Origin of the sequence: Microbacterium sp. NPDC058342, from assembly GCF_042723935.1 — a bacterium.
Classification (GTDB): Bacteria; Actinomycetota; Actinomycetes; order Actinomycetales; family Microbacteriaceae; genus Microbacterium.
On the sequence record NZ_JBHXID010000001.1, the window covers coordinates 1,772,019 to 1,793,544 of the forward strand.

20 protein-coding genes and 1 tRNA gene are annotated in these 21,526 nt (G+C 69.3%); 8 read left to right on the forward strand and 13 right to left on the reverse strand.

Features of this window, described 5'->3' with window-relative positions; all coding sequences use genetic code 11:
• Positions 1-7 precede the first annotated feature (7 nt).
• Positions 8-1,246 (forward strand): beta-ketoacyl-[acyl-carrier-protein] synthase family protein, encoded by a 1,239-nt coding sequence (locus tag ACFWHT_RS08230; protein WP_378827195.1) that lies wholly within the window; start codon positions 8-10, stop codon positions 1,244-1,246.
• A gap of 63 nt (positions 1,247-1,309) precedes the next feature.
• Here the strand turns inward: ACFWHT_RS08230 and ACFWHT_RS08235 are convergent, their stop codons facing one another.
• Positions 1,310-1,963 carry a YitT family protein gene (locus ACFWHT_RS08235; RefSeq protein WP_378827197.1) on the reverse strand — a complete coding sequence of 218 codons (654 nt, stop codon included), beginning with the start codon at positions 1,961-1,963 and terminating at the stop codon, positions 1,310-1,312.
• Positions 1,964-2,058: 95 nt separating this feature from the next.
• Here ACFWHT_RS08235 and ACFWHT_RS08240 point away from each other — a divergent pair, with 95 nt between their 5' ends.
• Positions 2,059-3,462 carry a PLP-dependent aminotransferase family protein gene (locus ACFWHT_RS08240; protein ID WP_378827199.1) on the forward strand — a complete coding sequence of 468 codons (1,404 nt, stop codon included), beginning with the start codon at positions 2,059-2,061 and terminating at the stop codon, positions 3,460-3,462.
• A gap of 138 nt (positions 3,463-3,600) precedes the next feature.
• Here the strand turns inward: ACFWHT_RS08240 and ACFWHT_RS08245 are convergent, their stop codons facing one another.
• Together ACFWHT_RS08245 and ACFWHT_RS08250 are read right to left on the reverse strand one after the other, a co-directional pair.
• On the reverse strand, positions 3,601-4,104 hold the full coding sequence (locus ACFWHT_RS08245; RefSeq protein WP_378827201.1) for a DUF3145 domain-containing protein: 504 nt from the start codon (positions 4,102-4,104) through the stop codon (positions 3,601-3,603).
• Between the two features lie 179 nt (positions 4,105-4,283).
• A complete protein-coding gene (locus ACFWHT_RS08250; protein ID WP_378827954.1) occupies positions 4,284-5,057 on the reverse strand; it encodes a hypothetical protein in 774 nt (257 codons plus the stop codon).
• 172 nt (positions 5,058-5,229) lie between these two features.
• On the opposite strand from ACFWHT_RS08250, the gene ACFWHT_RS08255 reads away from it, so the two are divergent.
• The gene (locus ACFWHT_RS08255) at positions 5,230-7,227 is read left to right on the forward strand and encodes a DUF262 domain-containing protein (protein WP_378827204.1); all 1,998 of its coding nucleotides are present in this window, start codon (positions 5,230-5,232) and stop codon (positions 7,225-7,227) included.
• 26 nt (positions 7,228-7,253) lie between these two features.
• Positions 7,254-8,480: an alpha/beta fold hydrolase gene (locus ACFWHT_RS08260; protein WP_378827206.1), complete on the forward strand. Its 1,227-nt coding sequence runs from the start codon at positions 7,254-7,256 to the stop codon at positions 8,478-8,480.
• A 34-nt stretch (positions 8,481-8,514) separates the two neighbouring features.
• On the opposite strand, the gene ACFWHT_RS08265 is transcribed toward ACFWHT_RS08260, so the two are convergent.
• Positions 8,515-8,718, reverse strand: coding sequence for a hypothetical protein (locus ACFWHT_RS08265; protein ID WP_378827208.1), 204 nt, complete (start codon positions 8,716-8,718; stop codon positions 8,515-8,517).
• 100 nt (positions 8,719-8,818) lie between these two features.
• On the opposite strand from ACFWHT_RS08265, the gene ACFWHT_RS08270 reads away from it, so the two are divergent.
• Positions 8,819-9,673, forward strand: a complete 855-nt coding sequence (locus tag ACFWHT_RS08270) for a DUF72 domain-containing protein (protein ID WP_378827210.1) — start codon at positions 8,819-8,821, stop codon at positions 9,671-9,673.
• Between the two features lie 17 nt (positions 9,674-9,690).
• Here ACFWHT_RS08270 and ACFWHT_RS08275 read toward each other — a convergent pair whose 3' ends face one another.
• Positions 9,691-10,707: a YihY/virulence factor BrkB family protein gene (locus ACFWHT_RS08275; protein ID WP_378827211.1), complete on the reverse strand. Its 1,017-nt coding sequence runs from the start codon at positions 10,705-10,707 to the stop codon at positions 9,691-9,693.
• A 119-nt stretch (positions 10,708-10,826) separates the two neighbouring features.
• On the opposite strand from ACFWHT_RS08275, the gene ACFWHT_RS08280 reads away from it, so the two are divergent.
• Complete coding sequence (locus ACFWHT_RS08280; protein WP_378827213.1) at positions 10,827-11,039, forward strand: hypothetical protein; 213 nt, start codon at positions 10,827-10,829, stop codon at positions 11,037-11,039.
• Between the two features lie 14 nt (positions 11,040-11,053).
• Here the strand turns inward: ACFWHT_RS08280 and ACFWHT_RS08285 are convergent.
• Positions 11,054-11,127 (reverse strand) — tRNA-Ile (locus ACFWHT_RS08285).
• A 13-nt stretch (positions 11,128-11,140) separates the two neighbouring features.
• Positions 11,141-11,689: a gamma carbonic anhydrase family protein gene (locus tag ACFWHT_RS08290; RefSeq protein ID WP_378827215.1), complete on the reverse strand. Its 549-nt coding sequence runs from the start codon at positions 11,687-11,689 to the stop codon at positions 11,141-11,143.
• A gap of 134 nt (positions 11,690-11,823) precedes the next feature.
• Here ACFWHT_RS08290 and ACFWHT_RS08295 point away from each other — a divergent pair, with 134 nt between their 5' ends.
• Positions 11,824-12,309 (forward strand): Dps family protein, encoded by a 486-nt coding sequence (locus ACFWHT_RS08295; RefSeq protein ID WP_378827217.1) that lies wholly within the window; start codon positions 11,824-11,826, stop codon positions 12,307-12,309.
• A 51-nt stretch (positions 12,310-12,360) separates the two neighbouring features.
• Here the strand turns inward: ACFWHT_RS08295 and ACFWHT_RS08300 are convergent, their stop codons facing one another.
• The 6 genes from ACFWHT_RS08300 to ACFWHT_RS08325 form a co-directional block, all read right to left on the reverse strand.
• Positions 12,361-13,842 carry an amidohydrolase gene (locus ACFWHT_RS08300; RefSeq protein WP_378827220.1) on the reverse strand — a complete coding sequence of 494 codons (1,482 nt, stop codon included), beginning with the start codon at positions 13,840-13,842 and terminating at the stop codon, positions 12,361-12,363.
• Positions 13,839-14,480 (reverse strand): FMN-binding negative transcriptional regulator, encoded by a 642-nt coding sequence (locus ACFWHT_RS08305; protein WP_378827222.1) that lies wholly within the window; start codon positions 14,478-14,480, stop codon positions 13,839-13,841. Before ACFWHT_RS08305 ends, ACFWHT_RS08300 begins: the two co-directional genes overlap by 4 nt.
• Before the next feature lie 57 nt (positions 14,481-14,537).
• The gene (locus ACFWHT_RS08310; RefSeq protein ID WP_378827223.1) at positions 14,538-16,019 is read right to left on the reverse strand and encodes an alanine/glycine:cation symporter family protein; all 1,482 of its coding nucleotides are present in this window, start codon (positions 16,017-16,019) and stop codon (positions 14,538-14,540) included.
• 86 nt (positions 16,020-16,105) lie between these two features.
• The gene (locus tag ACFWHT_RS08315; RefSeq protein WP_378827225.1) at positions 16,106-17,119 is read right to left on the reverse strand and encodes an Fpg/Nei family DNA glycosylase; all 1,014 of its coding nucleotides are present in this window, start codon (positions 17,117-17,119) and stop codon (positions 16,106-16,108) included.
• Between the two features lies 1 nt (position 17,120).
• Positions 17,121-17,606 (reverse strand): ribose-5-phosphate isomerase, encoded by a 486-nt coding sequence (locus ACFWHT_RS08320; RefSeq protein WP_378827227.1) that lies wholly within the window; start codon positions 17,604-17,606, stop codon positions 17,121-17,123.
• Between the two features lie 31 nt (positions 17,607-17,637).
• Positions 17,638-18,822: a ferrochelatase gene (locus tag ACFWHT_RS08325; protein ID WP_378827229.1), complete on the reverse strand. Its 1,185-nt coding sequence runs from the start codon at positions 18,820-18,822 to the stop codon at positions 17,638-17,640.
• 141 nt (positions 18,823-18,963) lie between these two features.
• On the opposite strand from ACFWHT_RS08325, the gene pepN reads away from it, so the two are divergent.
• On the forward strand, positions 18,964-21,516 hold the full coding sequence (gene pepN / locus ACFWHT_RS08330; protein ID WP_378827231.1) for an aminopeptidase N: 2,553 nt from the start codon (positions 18,964-18,966) through the stop codon (positions 21,514-21,516).
• The last annotated feature ends 10 nt before the right edge of the window (positions 21,517-21,526 follow it).

The window sequence follows — 21,526 nt, forward strand, 5'->3', positions numbered from 1 at the left end:
GACCTTCATGACCAAGCGCATCGTCGTCACCGGTATCGGTGCCACGTCCGCTCTGGGCGGCACGGCCCCGGAGAACTGGACCAACCTGCTCGCCGGAATGTCGGGTACGCGCACACTGTCGCACGACTGGATCGAGAAGTATCAGATCCCCGTGCACTTCGCCGCCGAGGCCACAGTCCGCCCCGAGGAGGTGCTGCCCCGCCACGAGGCCAAGCGTCTCGACCCCTCCACGCAGTTCGCGATGATCGCCGCGCGCGAGGCCTGGGAGGACGCCGGCGCGCCCGAGGTGGCACCTGAGCGGCTGGGCATCGACTGGGCGACCGGGATCGGCGGCGTCTGGACGCTGCTGGATGCCTGGGACACCCTGCGCGAGAAGGGGCCCCGCCGCGTCATGCCGCTCACGGTCCCGATGCTGATGCCCAACGCCGGTGCCGGGAACCTCTCGCTGCACTTCCACGCCAAGGCCTTCGCGCGCACCGTGGTGAGCGCCTGCGCCTCGAGCACCGAGTCGATCGCGAACGCCTACGAGCATCTGCAGGACGGCCTGGCAGACGTGGTGATCGCCGGTGGCGCTGAATCGGCCATCCACCCGATCACCATGGCTTCCTTCGCCTCGGCGCAGGCGCTGTCGCGTCGCAACGACGACCCGGCGACCGCGTCCCGGCCCGGTGCCATCGATCGCGACGGCTTCGTCATGGGCGAGGGCGGCGCCGCGCTGGTCCTCGAGACCGAGGAGCATGCCCGAGCACGCGGGGCGAAGATCTACGCCTATCTCGTCGGGGGCGGCGTGACCGCCGACTCGTACCACATCACGGGCAACGACCCGGAGGGTGCCGGTGCGGCGCGCGCGGTGGAGCAGGCTCTCCAGCAGGCCGGCGCGAGCGCGGACGAGGTCTCGCACATCAACGCGCACGCGACGTCGACGCCGGTAGGGGATCCGAACGAGTACGAGGCGCTCAAGCGCGTCTTCGGCACGCGGATCGATGACATCCCGGTCTCGGCGACGAAGGCGTCCACGGGACACCTGCTCGGCGGCACCGGCGCTCTGGAGGCCGTGTACACGGTACTGGCGCTGCGCGACCGTGTGGCACCGCCGACCATCAACATGACCGAGCCCGACCCGGCAGTCCCGTTCAAGCTGTCCGGACAGACGCAGCCGCTCGGAGACGGCGAACTGCTCGCGATCAGCAACTCGTTCGGCTTCGGCGGTCACAACGCCGTGGTGGCGTTCCGCAGCGCCGACTGAGTCCGTCTTCTGCGTCGAGGGGCCTGCGGAGTCGTCCGCGGGCCCCTCGTCGTACGGCGCGCCTCAGCCCAGTGACACGAGCGCCGAGGACCGGGCGCGACGCCACCGGGTCAGTACCGGGAGGAACCAGCCGATCAGCGGTCCGACCCCGAACGCGAAGATCAGCGTGCCGACGCCGACCGGACCGCCCAGTAGGAACCCGACGACGAGCACGGTGCCCTCCAGTGCGGTGCGCACGAGCCAGACCGGGCGGCCCGTGCGGGCGACCAGGCCCGTCATCAGGCCGTCTCGCGGGCCCGGGCCGAAGTCCGCAGAGATGTACAGCCCGGTCGCGAACGCGAGCAGAACCAGCCCGCTCAGGAACATGGCGGCCCCGACCCACGGCGACGGCGCCGGCGGGACGATCGCCAGCGTCACCTCGGCGCTGGGGCCGACCAGCACGGCGTTGAGGAGCGTTCCCACACCGATCCGCTGACGCAGAGGGATCCACAGCAGCAGCACCACGACGGCCACGAGACAGGTGACCACGCCGAAGCGAAGGCCCGTGGTGGCGACCACGCCCACGGCGAGCACATCCCAGGGTGCCACGCCGATTCCGGCGCGCACCATGAGCGCCATCCCCGCACCGAAGAGGAACAGCCCGATCAGCAGCTGAGCCAGACGCTCGTGAAGGTCTCGCCGGCTGGTTGCGGAGAGCGCAAGGAAGAGGGGTCGCATCCCCTCATCGTGCCGTCGCGGCGACGCCCGGAACGCAGGCCACTCGCCGAGAAGTGGCCTGACGAATGCAGGCCACTCTGCCGCACAATAGAGTCATGGCCTCTCGACTCGTGGAGCAGCTCGGCGCGCAGAGCGTCGCCGGTGCGACGGCCCTCGCCCTCGCCGACCAGATCCGCGCGCTCATCCTCGACGGTCGGCTGACCGTCGACGAGCGACTTCCCAGCGAACGGGCGCTGGCCGCGGAGCTCCGCCGCTCCCGTTCGACGATCACCCGGGCATACGACGCGCTCGCAGTCGACGGCTATGTGAACAGGCTGCACGGCGGGAGCACGCGTGTGGCGCTCCCCCACGCACGTGCTCCGCGTCCCGGCTTGCACAGCGGCGGATCGATCGATCTCTCCATCGCCTCCATGGACTCCACCCCGGGTCTGTACGACGCGACGGTCAGGTCGCTGCCGCGCCTGGCGGCCCTGCGCGGAACGAGCGGCTACTCGCTGCAGGGCCTGCCCGAGCTGCGTGACGCCGTCGCGCAGCGTTTCACGGTTCGCGGCGCGCGCACCTCCGCCGACGAGATCGTCATCACCTCTGGCGCACTGAACGCGGTGAACCTCATCCTCACGACTCTGGCGCGCCGGGGCGAGCGCGCATTGGTCGAGCAGCCGACCTTCCCGCACGCACTCGAATCGCTGCACCTGCACGGATATCGGATGCTGCCCACTCCGGTCGACGTCGACGGGTGGGACGGCACCCACCTCATGGATCTGCTGCTGCGGGCGCGTCCGCATGCGGGATATCTCATCCCCGACTTCCACAACCCCACGGGCGCGACACTGCCCGACGACGCGCGTTCGCGGATCGCCGCGACGGCACGCAGTGCCGGGACCGTGCTGATCGTCGATGAGACCACGACGGAGCTCGACATCGACCGCGGTTGGACCCCGACGCCGATGGCCGCCTTCGGACCGCACATCGTCACCGTCGGCTCCATGTCGAAGATCGCGTGGGGCGGCATGCGGCTGGGCTGGATCCGTGCGGAGCGCCCTCTCGTCGAGAGGCTCCTCGCCGTGCGTCCGTCCTTCGAACTCGGCACCGCGCTGCTGGAGCAGTGCATCGCGATCGAGCTGCTCCAAGACGTCTCTGCGCTCACCACGCATGTGCGCGAGCGACTGCGGGCGGGCCGCGATGCGGTGTCGGCAGGGCTCGCCCGCATCCCGGGGCTCCGCATGCCGGCGACCCCGGGCGGACTGTCGGCCTGGGTCGATCTGGGCGCGCCGCTGTCGACGCGCCTCGCCCTGGCCGCGCGCGAGCACGGGCTCATCGTCCCGCCCGGTCCGCGTTTCACCACCGGGGGCGTGCTGGAGCGGCGCATGCGGATTCCGATCACACTGCCGCCCGAGCAGACGGCCGAGGCGATGACCCGCCTTCGACGCGCATGGACGGACGTCCGCGAGGGCGCATCCGTGTCGCACGAGGCGCTGCACCCCGCCGCGGTCATCTGACAGCGCACAGGACGAAGCCCCCTGCTTCCCCGCAGGGGGCTTCGATCCTTATGCGGAGGATTCGGTTTCTCGGATTCCGGGAGTTCCTCACCGGATTTCGTTACTCCCGCCTCCTCCGCAGCTCGTGTGGGCCGGGGGTCATCCGACCTTGTGCAGCCAGACGACGCGCGCGTCGTCGCCGGCGTGTCGGAACGGCTCCAGCTCTTCGTCCCAGGCGGCGCCCAGGGCGACGCCGAGTTCGCGCTGCAGCTCGATGGCGCTGCCCGCCGCGATCTCCATCGCGTAACGGATGCGGTCCTCGCCGATCACGATGTTGCCGGCGCTGTCCGTCTGCGCGTAGTGGATGCCGAGATCGGGCGTGTGCAACCAGCGGCCGCCGTCACTGCCCGGCGTCGGGTCCTCGGAGACCTCGAAGCGCAAGTGCTCCCAGCCGCGGATCGCCGTCGCCAGAGCGGAACCCGTGCCGATCGGACCGTCCCAGTAGAACTCCGCTCGTCGGGTTCCCTGCTGGACGGGCTGGTCGCTCCAGTCGAAACTGACGGCGCGACCGACAGCGCGTCCGACCGCCCATTCGAGGTGCGGGCAGAGCGCGCGAGGTGCGGAGTGGATGTACACCACTCCGCGTGCGTATCCCGTCGCCATGATCTCTCCGTTTCATCAGGTACGTCTTCCCCTACGACCTGACCCGAAGAACTCGGCGAACTATGCGGTTATACGGCGATTATCACCCAGAACGAGCCGAATCACAAGCGTGTCATTCGGCCCGTTCAGGGACGGCGCCCCCGATCCGTGGATCGGGGACGCCGGGATGGATGCGCGGCTCAGGCCTCGCTCATCGCGAGCTTGGCCTGCTGGCCCTTGGCCGCATAGTAGGCGGCGCGAGCCGCGTCCTTGCGCGCCTGCTCGGCGTACCCGTGCTCGAGCACGTCCTGCGGCACCTCGAACTGCTCGTGCTTGTCCGTGCCGTTGTACTTCGCGATGTAGGCGTCCAGCTCGGGGCCCGACGTCCACGAGGTGATGAGGTTGTAGCGCGGCTCGGTGCCGTTATGCGTGGTGGCGTGCCACAGCCGCTGCGTGTCGATGATCAGCTGCGCCCCCGCCGGAAGCGCGATGCGCACCTCGCCCTGCGGGTCGGTGCGGTTTTCGCGCAGCACGAAGAAGCTGTCCTTGTCGTCGGTCAGGTTGAAGAAACCGCGCACGACCCAGCCGGTGCCGTCCGGATTGAGGCGGTTGTTGTCATCCTGGTGCAGGTTGTACAGGCAGTCGCCGTACGGCGTGGGCTGCAGCTCGATGACACGGCAGCGTCCTACGTTCGCGCCGGGCTCCTGGGCACGACGGGTGAGGTTCGGCGCCTTCTCGACCTGCGAGTCGATCCAGACCCCGTCCTTGTCGGTGCGCGGCGGCTTGTGGTTCCAGAAGCCGTTGCACTCGATCTCACCCTTGGCGCTCGCGAGCGGAGCGAAACGGGTGTCACCCGAGGACTTCCAGTCGACGTACTCGATGTCCAGCCATTCCTGGGGGTCGAGCTCCTGGGCGTAGCTGTCGAGGATGACGAATCCCTTTTCCTCAAGGGCTTCGGACTTGATGTATCCCATGATCCGAGTCATGTCCTTTCGTAGCGGGCCAGCACGTTTTAACAGGCCCTACTTAGGCAAGCCTACATCGGCCCCCTGGACACTCCTCTGAGCCTGACCGGAGGGAATCGACGGCGGCTAGACTCGATCCGGCGGAAAGCGTCTAGCCGCCAATCGGAGGATTCACGCAGTGATGGCAACGGCGACCAATGTCGAAGCGACCGCGACGGGCACCATCGAATGGCTCGCCTCCCCCGCGACCAACATCGTCGTCCCGGTCTATCAGCGTCAGTACCGCTGGGACATCGGAGCCTGCGAGAAGCTGCTGTCGGACGTGCGGCGCGTGGCGCGAGAGGACGAAGCGCACCGGCACTTCATCGGATCGGTGCTGTCGGCCGAGGACCCGGAGGCTTCGGACCTGATCCTCATCGACGGCCAGCAGCGGATCACGACGATCATGCTGCTGATCGCCGCGCTCCAGCACGCCGTGCGCGGCACGGACGCTGAACTGGCGGAGGATCTGCGTCGGGTGCTCGTGCGCGCGGACGACCCGGCGCGCACGAAGCTGCGTCCCCATCACGCGTGGGCGGAGCTGTACGAATCCGTCATCCTCGACCGCCGAGACGACGCGGACCGGGAGTCGCGCTTCGACGACAACTACGCCTTCTTCCGCAGCCAGGTGCATCCCGATGAGGTGCCGTCGATCTGGCGGGGACTGCAGCGACTCGAGCATGTGTCGATCACCCTCGGCGCCGCGGCGAACGCACAGCAGATCTTCGAGAGCCTGAACTCGACGGGTCAGCCCCTGCGTGACCATGAACTGATCCACAACTACATCCTCATGGGTCTCTCGCACGCCGAGCAGCTCGACATCGAGGAGCAGTTCTGGCTGCCGATCGAGCACTTCACCGGCGAGACGATCGGTGCGTTCTGGCGTCACTATCTCGTCATGACCACGGGACGTGAGATCGACGTGGCGGGCGAACACGGCGTGTACGCCGCCTTCCGCACCTCGTTCCCGCGGCTCGACGTCGAGCATCTCCGCGCGGATGCCGCGATCTGGCGCGAGCACGCCGAGATCTACAGCACCCTGCTGGATCCATCGCGCGAGGCGGATGCCGGTATCCGCCTGCAGCTCCAGCACGTCAACACCTTCGGACGGGTCACCTATCCGCTGGTGATGGACGTGCTCGCGGACCACCGGCGCGGTCTCATCGCGCGCGATGAGCTCATCGAGACGCTCGAATGGCTGCAGGCGATGTTCCTCAGGCGGGCGATCGTCGGTCTCCCGGCGGAGCGTCTGATCGCCCGGCTGTGCCGTGCCCGCCGCCGCGGACGTGAGGATCTCATGCGCGCCATCGCGCGCATCACCCCGTCGGACGAGCGCGTGAGCGCGGTGCTGAAGTACGGCGAGCTGCCGCATCCCGCGTATGTCCTCGGGCGCATCGAGGGCGTGGACGACACATCCGGGTACGACGTCGAGAGCATCGTTCCGGCCGTTCCGGCGGACTCCTGGAGCGGTGACGGCCGCCGACTGTGGAGCGAGTACAGCGAAGACGAGCAGAACAGTCATCGAGCGCTCGCCCCCACCCTCGGCAACCTCACGCTGCTGGAGCAGCCGCTTGCGGAGCGGGCGTTCGGCGGCTCGTTCCCGCAGAAGCAGAGCGACGCCTACGCGCGCAGCGCGGTGCCCGGGACCCGCGCGCTGAGCGAGCGGGAGGGCTGGGGGACCTCCGCCATCTCCGAGCGCGCTGCGCGGCTGAGCGGAAAGCTCGTGCGCATCTGGGCTCGGCCGTCCCTCCCCGAGATCGATGATGACGGCCTGACGCCCGTGCTCGACGCGGTGCGTCGCCGCGGGTGGCCGGCCGGATGGGATCGCGAGTTCGATTACGTCGAGTACCGCGGTGAGCACTGGGAGGTCTACGACGTCAAGGCGCTCTTCAACCGCGTCTTCCGGCGGGCATGGACCGACGACCGTCCCGCCGCTCTCGCGTACAGCGAGCGCCACGGGGGGCCGCTGTACCCGGCGATGGCCTGGAAGGGCCACTGGGACACGATCGCGGAGGGAAGCCACCTCTACATGGGCTGGGACTCGAACTACATGATGACCGCGCTGCAGGGGGTGCTGGAGGAGTCCGGCATCGCCGCGGAGGTGTTCGTGAAGTACTCCTACATCGGGAACGTGATGTGATGAAAGCCCGGACCGAGGTACGTCGTATGCCCGGGCTCGTCATCGAGGAGCACACGCTCACCGTCCCGCTGGTGTGGACCGATCCCGCCGACGACCGGACGATCGACGTGTTCGCGTCGGTCGTGAGCCGCGAAGGCGGCGAGCACCTTCCCTGCCTCCTGTTCCTGCAGGGCGGTCCCGGGCACGAGGCGCCGCGCGCCTTCGGCTCGCCGACCGGCCCCGCGTGGCTCGACGCCGCGCTCGCTGAGCACCGCGTCGTCCTGCTGGACCAGCGCGGCACCGGCCGGTCCACCCCGGTTGCGGATGAGCATCTCGAGTCGGGGGCCGACGCGGTCGCCGAGCATCTGACGCACCTGCGGGCGGATTCGATCGTGAGGGACTGCGAAGCTCTGCGCCAGCACCTGGGAACCGAGACGTGGAGTGTTCTGGGCCAGTCCTTCGGCGGCTTCACCACGCTGGCCTATCTGTCGACGGATGCCGACGCGTTGGATCGCGTGTACATCACGGGTGGCCTGAGCACGATCGACCGATCCCCCGACGAGGTGTACGCGCTCTGCTACGACAAGATGCGCGAGGCATCCGAGCGCTATTACCGCCGCTTCCCGGAGCATCGGGATCGCATGCGGCGGCTGGCGGACCGGGCCGCTGCGGGCGGTATCGTGCTGCCCGACGGCGAGGTCGTCTCGGTCTCCCGGCTGCGCTCGGTCGGATCCGCCCTGGGCACCGATCACGGCTGGCAGGCCGTGTGGTCGCTGCTCGAACTCGACCCGGCTTCGAACGCCTTCCGTCACGACCTGGCCGCCGCCATGCCGTTCGGCGGCCGCAACCCGCTGTACTTCGTGTTCCACGAGTCCAGCTACGCCTCCGGTCACGCGACCCGCTGGTCGGCGGAGCGGGTCGAGCCCTCTGACTTCGCCGAAGACCCGACCCTGTTCACCGGAGAGCACATCCGCCGGGAGTGGACTCGGACGGTTCCGGCGCTGCGGCCCTGGCGCGATGTCGCGCTCACGTTGGCCGAGCACGAGTGGCCGGCGATCTACGATCGCGGTGCACTGCTGCGCTCCGATGCGCAGGGCGCGGCGGCCGTGTACGTCAACGACGTCTACGTGCCCCTGGAGTTCTCCCTGGAGACCGCGCGCCTGCTGCCGGGCGTGCGCACCTGGGTGACCAGCGAGCACGAGCACAACGGACTGCGCACCGGCCCCGTGTTGGAACGTCTCGTCGACCTCGCGCGCGGCCGGCGCGTGCGCTGACGCCGCCGGGCCGGCTCGCCCGCCCGGTCGCTGCTCAGCGCCCCTCGCGCTCCTCGTCTGCCGGCGGCACCGAACGGGCCTGATCCGCGACGTCCGCCGCATCCGCCTCGACGCCACCGGCCCCGGGCTCGGAGGCCACGTCTTCCGGATCAGCCGGTTCCTCCAGCGCGTCCCGCTGCTGCTCCACCCTGTCCGCATGGGGCATCTCGATCGTCTCGTCGTCTCGGGGGTCGCTCATGTCATCCTCCTCGGTTCGGCTCCACCCCACGCTGCTCCGCTGGCCACCCCGATGGGAAGGGGGTTGCCAGGACGTCCGGTGCTCTGCCTAGCATCGCGGAATGGACACGGACGAGCGGACCGGATCGGGGCGGGTGCGCGTGGGCACCTCCGGCTGGCGCTATGCGTCCTGGCGGGGCGACTTCTACCCGACCGGCCTCCCCCAGCGCCGTGAACTGGAGCACATGGGCGCGCTGCTGTCCACGGTCGAGCTCAACGGCTCCTTCTACGCTCTGCAGCGCCCCGCGAGCTATCGGAGATGGCGCGCGAGCGTTCCCGAGGGGTTCGTCTTCGCCGTCAAGGGCTCGCGCTACATCACGCACATGCTCAGGCTGCGCGACGTGCACACGGCGCTCGCGAACTTCTTCGCGTCGGGGGTGTTCGCTCTCGGCGATGCGATGGGGCCCGTGCTGTGGCAGCTGCCGGAGCGAGAGGTCTTCGACCCGGGAACGCTGTCGAACTTCCTCAAAGCGCTTCCCCGCTCGATGGGTCACGCGCAGCACCTGGCCCGCGCGCACGATGAACGACTCGACGGGCGCGCCTGGCTCGACATCGAAGAGGACATGCCCATCCGCCATGCCCTGGAGCCGCGATCGGCCAGTTTCTCAGATCCGCGCGCGCTCGATCTGCTGCGCGAGCAGGGCGTCGCCCTGACCGTGGCCGACACGGCAGGCCGTTGGCCGCAGTTCGACGACGTCACCGCCGACTTCGCCTATGTGCGCCTGCACGGCTCGTCCGAGCTCTACCACAGCGGTTACTCCGCCGAGGAGCTCGCCTCGTGGGCCGATCGGATCGGGGCGTGGGCGAGGAAGGGACGCGACGTGTACGTCTACTTCGACAACGACGCCCGGGGACACGCCCCGCACGACGCCGTCGCTCTCGCCGGGCTCGTCGGCGACACACCCGCCGCGGGCTGACGCGGCACCGCCGACGATCAGCGCCGGGATCGGCGGAACCGGCGGGCTGCGCGCACCTCCGCCGCATCGACCGAGGCATTGCGCTGCATCCGCGACGTGTCCCGCAGCTCCATCTGCAGCTCCCGTTCCGCCGGCACGCCACGGCGGAGCTCGCGGATGCGCTCGAGCTCAGCGTCGAGGAGCGCGCCGAACAGGAGCGCCATGTTCGCGATCCAGAGCCACAGCAGGAAGATGATGATCCCGGCGAACGAGCCGTAGATCCTGTCGTAGTCCGCGAAGGCGCTCACGTAGAGGCCGAAGCCGAGCGAGGCGATCGCGAACAGCATCACCGCGACGACCGCGCCGACGCTGACGATCCGGAAATGCGGATGCGCGATGTTCGGCGCGAAGTAGTACAGGATCGCGATGACGAGGATGATCACGAGGACGAGCACGGGCCAGCGCGCGATGCGCCAGACGAGCAGAACGGCATCGCCGGCGCCGAGGGCGCGGCCGAGCGACTGCGCGAGCGGCCAGCTCAGCCCCGCGATCACGGCGGCGAAGGCGACCAGCACGAAGACGGTCAGCGTGACCAGCAGGTGCATCGGCTTGGCCTTCCACAGCATGCGCCCCTCCGGCACGCCGTAGATCCTGTTGATGGCGCGCCCCAGGCCCGTCACGTAGCGCGCAACCGACCACAGGGCCACCGCGAGCGAGGCGACCAGTACCCACCCGGCGCCGGCGACGGAGGCAGCGTCCTCGATCGGCTGCCCGATCCCGGCGACGACATCGGGCGTCAGCACCGATCGCGCGATGTCGAGCACGGCGCGGACGCCATCCTTCTTGTCGCCGACCAGCCCGACCAGCGAGAACGCGGCGATGAGCGCTGGCACCAGAGCGAGCACAGCGTAGAACGTCAGCCCGGCGGCGGCATCCGGCGACGAGGTGCGGAAGAAGCCCCGCACCACCCGGCGCACGACGAATCCGACCTGCCGGCGTCGCTCGCCCCGGTCGTGAGAGCCGTGCGTCCGCACCTCCGCCTGGTCCGTACCCATCGCACCAGTGTGGCCCGTCAGGCCTTCCTCGTGTGCGCCCTTGCCCGTGTCGCGTGCGTGATGCTAGGGCACCTGTCAAGGCCCCTGCGCCCCTCGGACGATTGCGAGAGCGTGTTCGCATGAGCGATCAGACATCCGAGCACCCCGACCCCGAGCAGGTCCCGAGCGACGAGCAGCTGGAGGAGCCGAGCACCGAGAAGGAGCCCGACGAGGAGCCGAAGGCTCCCACACCCCATGACCCCGAGCCCAGCCATCAGGCGGTGGGGATCGGCGTCGTGGGCGGACCGCAGTCGCTCACGCCCGACCAGGCCGAGGGCGAGAGCCACGACTGACCTGGATCACTCGGTAGGGCGGGCGGGACTTGAACCCGCGATCGTTGGGTTATGAGCCCACTGCCTTCACCAGCTTGGCCACCGCCCCGTAGAGGACCAGCCTAGCGGTGCTCGGCCGCGGGTTCGGCAGCCAGGTGAGTGCCGATGTGACTCAGGTAGATCTCCGCATTGCGGATCAGGCCCGAACGCTCCTCATCGGTCAGGAGGCGCCGCACCTTCGCGGGCACGCCCGCCACCAGCGATCCGTCGGGCACGTGCGTGCCGCCGAGCACGACGGCACCGCCCGCGACGAGGCATCCGCGGCCGATCACCGCTCCGCTGAGCACGACCGCTCCCATGCCGATCAGCGAACCGTCGCCGATCGCGCAGCCGTGCACGACGGCGTTGTGGCCGATCGACACGCGCTCGCCGATCAGCACCGGATGCTCGCTGTCGACGTGCACCGACACGTTGTCCTGCACGTTGCTGTCCGCTCCGACGGTGATGGATGCGGAGTCCGCGCGCAGCACCGCGTTGTACCAGACGCTTGCTCGCCGCCCCAGGCTGACCTCTCCGATGATGCGTGCGCCGTCTGCCACGAACGCGTCCGCAGCCACCTCCGGACGGCGGTCGTCGAGGGCGAGGAGGGATGCGGTCCGGGCGATGCTCATGTAGGTGAGACTACCCTGAGAACCGCGGAATCACGGGGCAGAACAGGGTGGTTAGCGTTGCCTAGGCTTGCTTGCGGAATGCCTGAGGCTGAGTAGCGTTGTGCTCAACAAGCCCGCGAGAACCGGAGGATTCCATGAGCAAGGCGCAGACTGTCCCCACCACCGCCGTCGACCCGACCGTGGCCGCAGCCGCGGCGCAGTTCCTCTCCCCCGTCGTGCTCGGGCTTGAGGCGCTGACCGTGAACGGCAAGCAGGCCCACTGGCACGTACGCGGCGCGAACTTCGTCGGCGTCCACGAGCTGCTCGACACCATCGTCGCCCACGCCGGCGACTACGCCGACACAGCCGCGGAGCGCATCGTCGCCCTCGGACTGCCCATCGACTCCCGCATCGGGGCCGTCGCCGAGAAGGCCGGTTCCACCGCTGTGCCGGCCGGCTTCGCTCAGTCCGACGACATCGTGCGGGCCGTCATCTCGGACATCGACGCCGTGCTCGCCGATGTCAAGGCCGCCGTCGACGGCCTCGACGCCGTCGACCTCACCAGCCAGGACGTCGCCATCGAGATCCAGCGCGGCCTCGAGAAGGACCGCTGGTTCCTCGTCTCGCACATCGCGGCCTGATCCACAGGATCGAAGGGCGTCGGAGCGCAGGCTCCGGCGCCCTTCGGCGTGTCAGGCGCGGTGCGTGAGGCGCCCGCCCAGAACCGTGGCGACGACCGGCATCGTGCTGAGCCCCTGACGGTCGAGCGCATGCGGATCGGCACCGCACAGTGCCAGGTCGGCGACGGCGCCGGGTACGATCCTCGCCTCGCCGTGGCGACTGCTGGCGCCCAGCGCGACATCGAGGCTCACGCGCTCCTCGGGATGCCATGGTGCGCGCTCATCGTCGGTGCGATGCACGGCCGCAGCGATCGTGCGCCAGGGATCCAGTGGCGCCACCGGGGCATCCGAACCGAATCTCACCGCCGCGCCCGCGGCGAACAGTGATGCGAGCGGATACCCCATCGCCGGCTGGTCGTGCCAGAGCTCGCTCGCAAGATCACGGTCGTCGACGGCGTGCGCGGGCTGCACGCTCGCCACCACGCCCAGCCGTACCAGGCGCACGAGATCGACGTGCCGCACCAGCTGCGCGTGCTCCATCGTTCCGCGGGCCTGGGTGGCGCTGAAAGCCTCGAGTGCGGATGCCACGGCACGGTCGCCGATCGCGTGGACGGCCACCTCGATGCCGGCTCCCGTCGCACGGGTGAGGAGCTGCCGCAGCTCATCGGGACCGATCGTGAGCACCCCGAAGTTCTGCGGGTCCCCCGCATAGGCGTGCGAGCAGGCGGCCGTACGGGTGCCGAGCGAGCCGTCGGTGATGAGCTTGAGGGGCCCGACGCGCACCAAGCCGGATGTGCCGGGCAGCTCATCGCCCGTGCGCAGCCCCTCCTCGACCGCCCGGGAGAGTCCCTCGCGGTAGAACGCGAACTCCACCCGATGCTCGTCGAAGCCGGCAGCGCAGCGCCGCCGCCATGCCTCGGCGTTCCACGCCATGTCGAAGTCGACGATGCCCGTGACTCCGCGGGTCGCCGCGCGGCGGCCGGCCCGGGCCACGGCCGCGTCGGCGGTCGCGTCGTCCGCCGCGTTCAGACGCCGGGAGATCTCGAACGCATCCTCCTCCCGCAGCATCCCGTCGTCGTCACGGCCGTCGAAGCCCTCCCGCCGCAGGGCGGCCGAGTTCAGCCACACGCTGTGCACGTCGGCGTTGATCAGGTAAGCGGGCCGCTCCCCCGTCGCCTCGTCGAGCAGACCCCGGGTCGGGCGGGTGCTCCACAGCCCGTCGCGGAAGCCCGCGCCGACGAGCCTTCCGTCCGGAAGCGGGTCGGCGACCGCGATCAGCCGTGCCGCATGCCCGGCGCCGGTGGCTGCGCCCAGCGGCACCCGCTGTGCATCCAGCGCCCACTGCACCGTGTGCACGTGGTGATCCCAGAGCCCCGGGACCGCCCAGGCACCGTCCGCGTCGAGCGTCTCCGCCGTGAGACGCAGGCCGCCCGCCGGGGCGATGTCGGCGATGATGCCGGCGCGGACGAGGATGTCCACCGGTTCGTGCGTCGGCACCAGTTCACGCCCGGGGCCGGCGACGCGAACCGATCGGATCAGCAGGTCAGCGCTCATCGACGATGCGCCACACGCGTCTCGTGCGCCCGGCGCATCTCGGCGGCGAGAGCCGGATTCGCGTACTCACCCGCGCCGTCGAGCTCGGCGATCACGCTCTCGACGATGTCGTCCGGCTTGTTCTGACTGAGCTTGCGCTTGGCCGACACCCGCGTCGGCGTGAGGCGGAACCCGACGGTGCCCGCCTCGAGGGCGGTCACGAACTCCTCGGTGTTCGGCGGCTGCCACATCGTCCGCGGCTGCGGAAGCCTCCGCTCGAAATGAGTGACGAGATCGTCGAGGACCCGCAGATTCGCCGGTGGGTCGAGAAGCTCCGGGATCCCGGCCAGATGCACAGCCGTGTAGTTCCACGTCGGCACCGCCCGCACGTCGCCGTACCAGCCGGGCGAGATGTAGCCGTTCGGGCCCTGGAAGATCAGCAGCAGCTCGCGCTCGCCCAGGTGCAGCACCTGGTCGTCGGGCCGGCCGACGTGCCCGACGACGGTCAGATCGTCGCGCTCAGGATCGAGCAGGACCGGGTAGTGGGAGGCGACCAGCCCCTCGTCTCCCACCGCGATCGCGGTCGCCCAGGGGTTCTGTGCGATCACCCGGCGCAGCTCGGTCACGTCGGTCATGGCGAAGCTCGGGTTCTGGCGCATGGATCCAGACTAGAACCGCAGCGGCGGGACCGGCGCCGGCCGATCCCGCCGCCCCGCTCACCGCTTGCCGTCGACGACCGGGATAGCCTGGGTCTTCCATTCCTCGAACGCCGCATCGCCCGCCATGAACGCGTTCACCTCGTCGGTGGTGGCCCGCAGCTTCGGATCGTTGTCGAGGTACTTCTTGGTCTCGCGCGCGATGAGTCCCGACAGCAGCAGCAGGCCGATGAGGTTCGGGATGGCCATGAGCCCGTTCATCACGTCGGAGAACGCCCACACCACGCCGAGCTGCACCGTGCAGCCGATGAACACCACCAGCGAGAACACGATCCGGAACGGCATCACCGCGCGGCGCCCGAGCAGGCGCTCGATGTTGCGTTCGCCGTAGTACGACCAGCCGAGGATCGTGGAGCCCGCGAACATCACCAGACCTATCGTGACGATGTAGTGCCCCCACTCCCCGGGCAGCCCGTGCGAGAACGCCTCGCCCGTCATCAGGGCTGCGCTGATCTGCTCGCCGGTGTCCGGGTCGGTCATGTTCCACACGCCGGTGGTGACGATCACCAGTCCCGTGCAGGTGACGACGATGATCGTGTCGATGAACGTCTGGGTCATGGAAACGAGACCCTGACGCACCGGGTGACTCGTCTTCGCCGCAGCGGCGGCGATGGCGGCCGAGCCCATGCCGGACTCGTTGGAGAAGATGCCGCGCGCCACGCCGAACTGCACGGCGATGATGATCGCCGATCCTGCGAAGCCGCCCACGGCGCTCGTACCGGTGAACGCGTCGGTGAAGATCTGCGCGAACGCCGCGGGCACGCCGCCGATGTTGGCGATAAGGATGTACAGCGCACCCAGCACGTAGAAGATGATCATGATCGGCACGAGGCCGGCCGTGACGCGCCCGATCGACTTGATGCCGCCGACGAGAACGAGCAGGGCGAAGACGGTGAGCACGACGCCGGTGACCCAGGTGGGCACCTGGAAGCTGTTCTCCATGTTCGTGGCGATGGAGTTGCCCTGCGTCATGTTCCCGATGCCGAAGCAGGCGATGACCGCGAAGACCGCGAAGGAGAGCGCGAGGAACTTCCCGAAGCGGTTCCTGATGCCGCGCTCGAGGTAGTACTGCGGTCCGCCGGACTTCTCACCGGCGTCGTCCGTCTTGCGGAATCGGACGCCGAGGAACGCCTCCGAGTACTTCGAAGCCATGCCCAGCAGGCCCGTCACCCACATCCAGAACAGCGCACCGGGCCCGCCGATGCCGATGGCCGTGGCGACACCGACGATGTTGCCGGTTCCGACGGTCGCCGCCAAAGCGGTGGTCAGGGCCTGGAACTGCGAGATGTCGCCATCGGAGCCGGCATCCTTGCGGGTGAACAGACCGAGCCGAAGCGCGGCACCGAGGCGGATGAACTGCAGACCGCCGAGGCGGATGGTCAGATACAGACCGGTTCCCAGCAGCAGCGGGATGAGGATCCAGGGTCCCCAGATCCAGGAACTGATCTTCTCGAGAACGGATTGCAGGCCGGATAGGTCCATGGCGTCTCCTGTCGTGCATCGGTGAACAGACCCCGCCATCCTATTCACAGCGCGCACTCAGCTTCGAGTGAATCGCCGAATCCGGCTCAGCGCTGGCAGAAGGGGCACCAGTACAGCTTGCGCGCCCCGATCTCCTCCAGCGCGATCTCGGTGCCGCACACCCGACACGGCAGCCCGGCACGGTGATACACCCAGTGCCGATCGTCGCGGCTCGCCATCGCGGCCCGGTACTGCTCGGCCGAGAGGTCGTCCATCGTCATCATCTGACCGGTCTCGACGCCGATCGCGAGCAGGCGCACCCAGTCGCGCCACAGCCCACGTACGACGTCCTCCGGTACGTCGCGCCCCGGCGTGTGCGGCTCGAGGCGCGCCCGGTAGAGCATCTCGGCGCGGTAGACGTTGCCGATGCCGCTGACCACGGCCTGGTCCATCAGCAGCAGCGCGATCGGGGTCGGCTTGCGTCGCACGATGCGCACGAACCGCTCCTCGCCCTCTGCCGGGTCTCCCACGAGCGGGTCGGGGCCGAGCTTCGCGACGGTGGCGAGCATCTCGTCGGGTGTCTGCAGTGCGCAGGCGGTCGGCCCGCGCAGGTCTGCGCAGGCGGCGGAGGTCAGCAGTCGCAGCCGCACCTGACCGACGACCGGAGGCGGCCACTGCTCGCCTTCGTCGGCGAGCCCGCTGGTCTGCTCGGACATGCGCACGTGGACGCGGGTTCTTCGCGGTGCGCCGATGGAGGCCAGGGAGTTCTCCCCCGCACCGTCGAAGATCGGCTCGTCGAGGTCGGCCGGCTCGAGGTCTGTGCCGCGCTGATTCGTCTGGCCCATGCGGCCGTTCGCCGAGGCGATCGTCGGGTCGACCAGGATGTCTCCGGCGAAGTCCCACGCGCCGTAGAGACCCAGGTGCACCCGAAGCCACGTGTCGCCTTCGAACTCCAGGAACATCTGCTTGCCCACGGCCTTCGCCTGCAGCATCTCGCGGTCGTCGAGCACCGCGGCTCCCTGTGCGAAGCGCCCCTGCGGGCTCGAGGCGCGCACCCGGTGACCGACGAAGTTCCGGGAGAACTGTCGCGCGATGCGGTGGACGGAATGACCCTCGGGCATGTCAGGCTCGCGGATCGGGCAGCAGGGAACCGTCGCGCTCGAAATCCGCGATCTGCCGGATGCGGCGCACGTGGCGCTCGTCGCCCGAGAACGGTGTCGCGATGAACGTGTCGATGAACGAGGTCACCTCGTCGTAGTCGTGCTGGCGCGCACCGATGGAGATCACGTTCGCGTCGTTGTGCTCGCGGGCGAGCTCGGCGGTGGACGTGTTCCACACCAGAGCCGCACGAACCCCCTGCACCCTGTTCGCCGCGATCTGCTCGCCGTTGCCCGATCCTCCGAAGACGACGCCGAGCGCGTCGACGCCGGCGGTCTGATCGACCACGACGGCCTGCGCGGCGCGGATGCAGAAGGCGGGATAGTCGTCCACTGCGTCGTACTCCACCGGACCGTGGTCGACGACCTCATGACCCGCCGTGCGAAGGTGCTCCTGCAGCCGGGTCGAGAACTCGAGGCCGGCGTGGTCGGTGGCGATGTGGATGCGCATGGCGTCCATCCTATTCAGCCGCGGCGCAGGATCAGGGTGCGATCCCGGCCGCTGCCGGCTTGAACCCGGCGCGCACGTTCTCGCAGCATCCGGGGCGGCAGACGTCGAACGCGGGACCCAGCGCCGTGACGTGCGCGCGGTCGGCGGCGGGCCGGCCCTCCAGGCGCTCCTGGATCAGGTCGACGATGCCGGAGACGAACGACGGGGACACACCAGGCGTGGGCGTGCGGGCGAACCGCAGCCCTGCCTCCTCGGCGGCCTGCCTGGCCTCGGTGTCCAGGTCCCAGAGCACCTCCATGTGGTCGCTCATGAATCCCACCGGCACGACGATGACGGCGGTGCGGCCGCGATCGGCGAGGTCGCCGATGACGTCGCATACGTCGGGCTCGAGCCACGGCTGCGAGGGCGGGCCGGAACGGGACTGGTACACCAGCTCCCACGGGACGTCCGAGGCCGAGGGCAGCAGGCGCGCGACGCGGTCCATCACCCAGGCGGCGACCGCCTCGTGCTGTGCGGCGTATGCGCCGCCCTCGCCCCAGTCGACGTCGCGCGGGCCCGAGCGTTCGGCGTCCGACGTCGGGATGCTGTGCGTCGAGAACAGCACCTGCACGGACTCGGCCGCGATCCCGTCGGCGAGGAAGCCGGCCACCGCGTCGTGCACGCCCTCGACGAAGGCCTGCACGAAACCGGGATGGTCGTAGAACGGACGAATCTTGTCGATCGTGACGACACCCTCGTGCTCGGTGCCGTCCAGCACCCGGGCGAAGTCCTCGCGGTACTGCCGGCAGCTGGAGAAGGAGCTGTAGGCGCTGGTGGCGAAGGCCAACAGCGTGGTGTGTCCGTGCTCGGCGGCCTCGGCGACCGCGTCTTCGAGGTAGGGGGTCCAGTTGCGATTGCCCCAGTAGACCGGCAGAGCGATGGAGCGTGACGCCAGCTCGGTCTCCAGCGCGGCCTTCAGCGCGCGGTTCTGGGCGTTGATCGGGCTGACCCCGCCGAAGTGACGGTAATGGTGGGCGACCTGCTCCAGCCGGTCGTCGGGGATGCCGCGGCCCCGCGTGACGTTGCGCAGGAACGGGATCACATCATCCTGGCCCTCGGGCCCGCCGAAGCCCGCCAGCAGGATCGCGTCGTACGCGACCGGCTGCTCGATGTACGCGTCACCCCCGGCGGCGGCGGGCGAGGCGTGAGGGACGACGGCGGGTTCGAACGAGATCACGGCATCGATCCTGCCACCGGAGGCTATGAGCCTGCGGAGTCGCGTCCGTCGCGGCACGGCTGGCGTAGGCTGTCAGGGTTGTCGTCGGCGCCAGCCGTGCCGACGCGGGACGACATCCCCTGACCACTGGGAGAAACAGCTGTGCCTGGAGAAAACCTCACCCGTACCGAAGCGCAGGAGCGCCGCGCCGTCATCGACACGCACTCCTATGCGGTCTCGCTCGATCTCACCAAGGGCGCCGAGGTCTTCGGTTCACGAAGCGTCGTGCGCTTCACCGCCACGCCCGGGAGCTTCACCTTCATCGACCTGATCGCCCGCGACGTGCGCGAGATCTCGCTCAACGGCGAGCAGATCGATCCGACCGAGGCGTTCCGCGACTCGCGGATCGCCCTGAGCGACCTGCAGGCCGAGAACGTGCTCATCGTCGACGCGGACTGCCTGTACACGAACACCGGCGAGGGGCTGCATCGATTCGTCGACCCCGTGGACGGCGAGGTGTACCTGTACTCGCAGTTCGAGGTCCCGGACTCCCGGCGCGTGTTCGCCGTGTTCGAGCAGCCCGACCTCAAGGCGACCTTCCAGTTCACCGTGACGGCACCGGCGGCGTGGAAGGTCGTCTCGAACTCCCCGACTCCCGAGCCCATCGTGCACGACGACGGGACCACCGCCACCTGGGGCTTCGAGCCCACGCCGCGCATCTCCTCGTACATCACCGCGCTCGTCGCCGGCCCCTACGAGGCGACGTTCTCGGAGCTGACCAGCGCCTCGGGGCAGGTCGTCCCCCTCGGCGTCTACGGCCGCAAGAGCCTGTGGCAGCACCTCGACGCCGACTACATCTTCGACAAGACGCGCGAAGGCTTCGCCTACTTCGAATCGAAGTTCGGCGTGCCCTACCCCTTCGCGAAGTACGATCAGCTCTTCGTCCCGGAATTCAACGCGGGTGCGATGGAGAACGCCGGTGCGGTGACGTTCACCGAGACCTACGTGTTCCGCAGCAAGGTGACGGATGCCGTCAAGGAGCGCCGCGTCGTCACGATCCTGCACGAGCTGGCACACATGTGGTTCGGCGACCTCGTCACCATGAAGTGGTGGAACGACCTGTGGCTGAACGAGTCGTTCGCCGAGTGGGCCTCGACCATCGCGACCGCCGAGGCCACCGAGTGGACCGAGGCCTGGACCACGTTCAACGCCATGGAGAAGACCTGGGCGTATCGTCAGGATCAGCTCCCCTCCACGCATCCGATCGTCGCCGAGATCAACGACCTGCAGGATGTGCAGGTCAACTTCGACGGCATCACCTACGCCAAGGGCGGCTCGGTCCTCAAGCAGCTGGCCGCCTGGGTGGGCATCGATGCCTTCTTCGCCGGCGTCGGCAAGTACTTCCAGAAGCACTCCTGGGGCAACACCGAGCTGAGCGACCTGCTCACCGAGCTGGAGGCGACGAGCGGTCGCGAGCTCACGAGCTGGGCCAAGAAATGGCTCGAGACCGCCGGCGTCAACACCCTCGCCCCGGTGATCGCCGAGGACGCCTCGGGCGCGATCACGCGCTTCGCCGTGACGCAGACCGCTCCGGCGGACTACCCGACGATCCGCCCGCACCGGCTGGGCATCGGCTTCTACGACCTCGACGGCGACGCGCTCGTGCGCACGCACCACGTCGAGGTGGACGTCGACGGCGACCGCACCGAGATCCCCGAGCTGCAGGGCATGAAGAGGCCCGACATGGTGCTGCTCAACGACAAGGACCTGGCTTACGCGAAGATCCGGCTGGACGAGCGGTCCCTCGCCACCGCCATCGAGCACCTCGCCGACATCCGCGACCCGCTCGCCCGTTCGCTGGTCTGGGGCGCCGCATGGGACCAGACGCGAGACGCCGAGAGCGCGGCATCCGACTACATCGACCTGGTGCTGGGCAACATCGGCCGCGAGACCGAATCCACCACCGTGCGCACCACCCTCGCGCAGCTCCAGCTCGCCGCCGCGAGCTACGTCGCGCCCGAGCGCCGCTCCGCTGCCCGCGAGAAGGTCGCCGACGGGCTGTGGACGCTGGCACAGCAGGCCGAGGCGGGCAGCGACAGCCAGCTTCAGCTGGTCACCGCCTTCGCGAACACGCTCGTCACCCCCGAGCACGCCGGCATCGTCGGGCGCCTGCGCTCCGGCGAGGAGACGCTGCCCGGACTGGACATCGACGCCGACCTCTCCTGGCTGCTGCTGATCGGCCTGGCGGCCGCGGGTGCCACCGACGCCGCAACGATCGACGGCGCTCTCGCCGCCGACAACACCTCGAAGGGCGCCGAGTTCGCCGCACAGGCCCGCGCCGCCCTGCCGACCGCCGAGGCCAAGCAGATCGCCTGGTCATCGCTGATCGACAACGCCGACCTGCCCAACACGATCGTCCGCGCCGCGGCGCTGGGCTTCGTGCATCCGTCCGGCGTCGAGGTTCTGGCCGACTTCATCCCGAAGTACTTCGAGATGCTCGTCCCGATCTGGGAGGGCCGGACCTATCAGATCGCCGACTACCTGATCGTGGGCCTGTTCCCCCGCTCCCTCGCCAGCGTCGAGCTGCGCGACGCGACTCGCGCCTGGCTGTCCTCGAACCAGGATGCCGCCCCGGCGCTGCGCCGTCTGGTGCACGAGAACCTGGCCGATGTGGAGCGCGCGCTCGCCGCGCAGTCCCGCGACGCGGAGGACTGATCACGGCGAC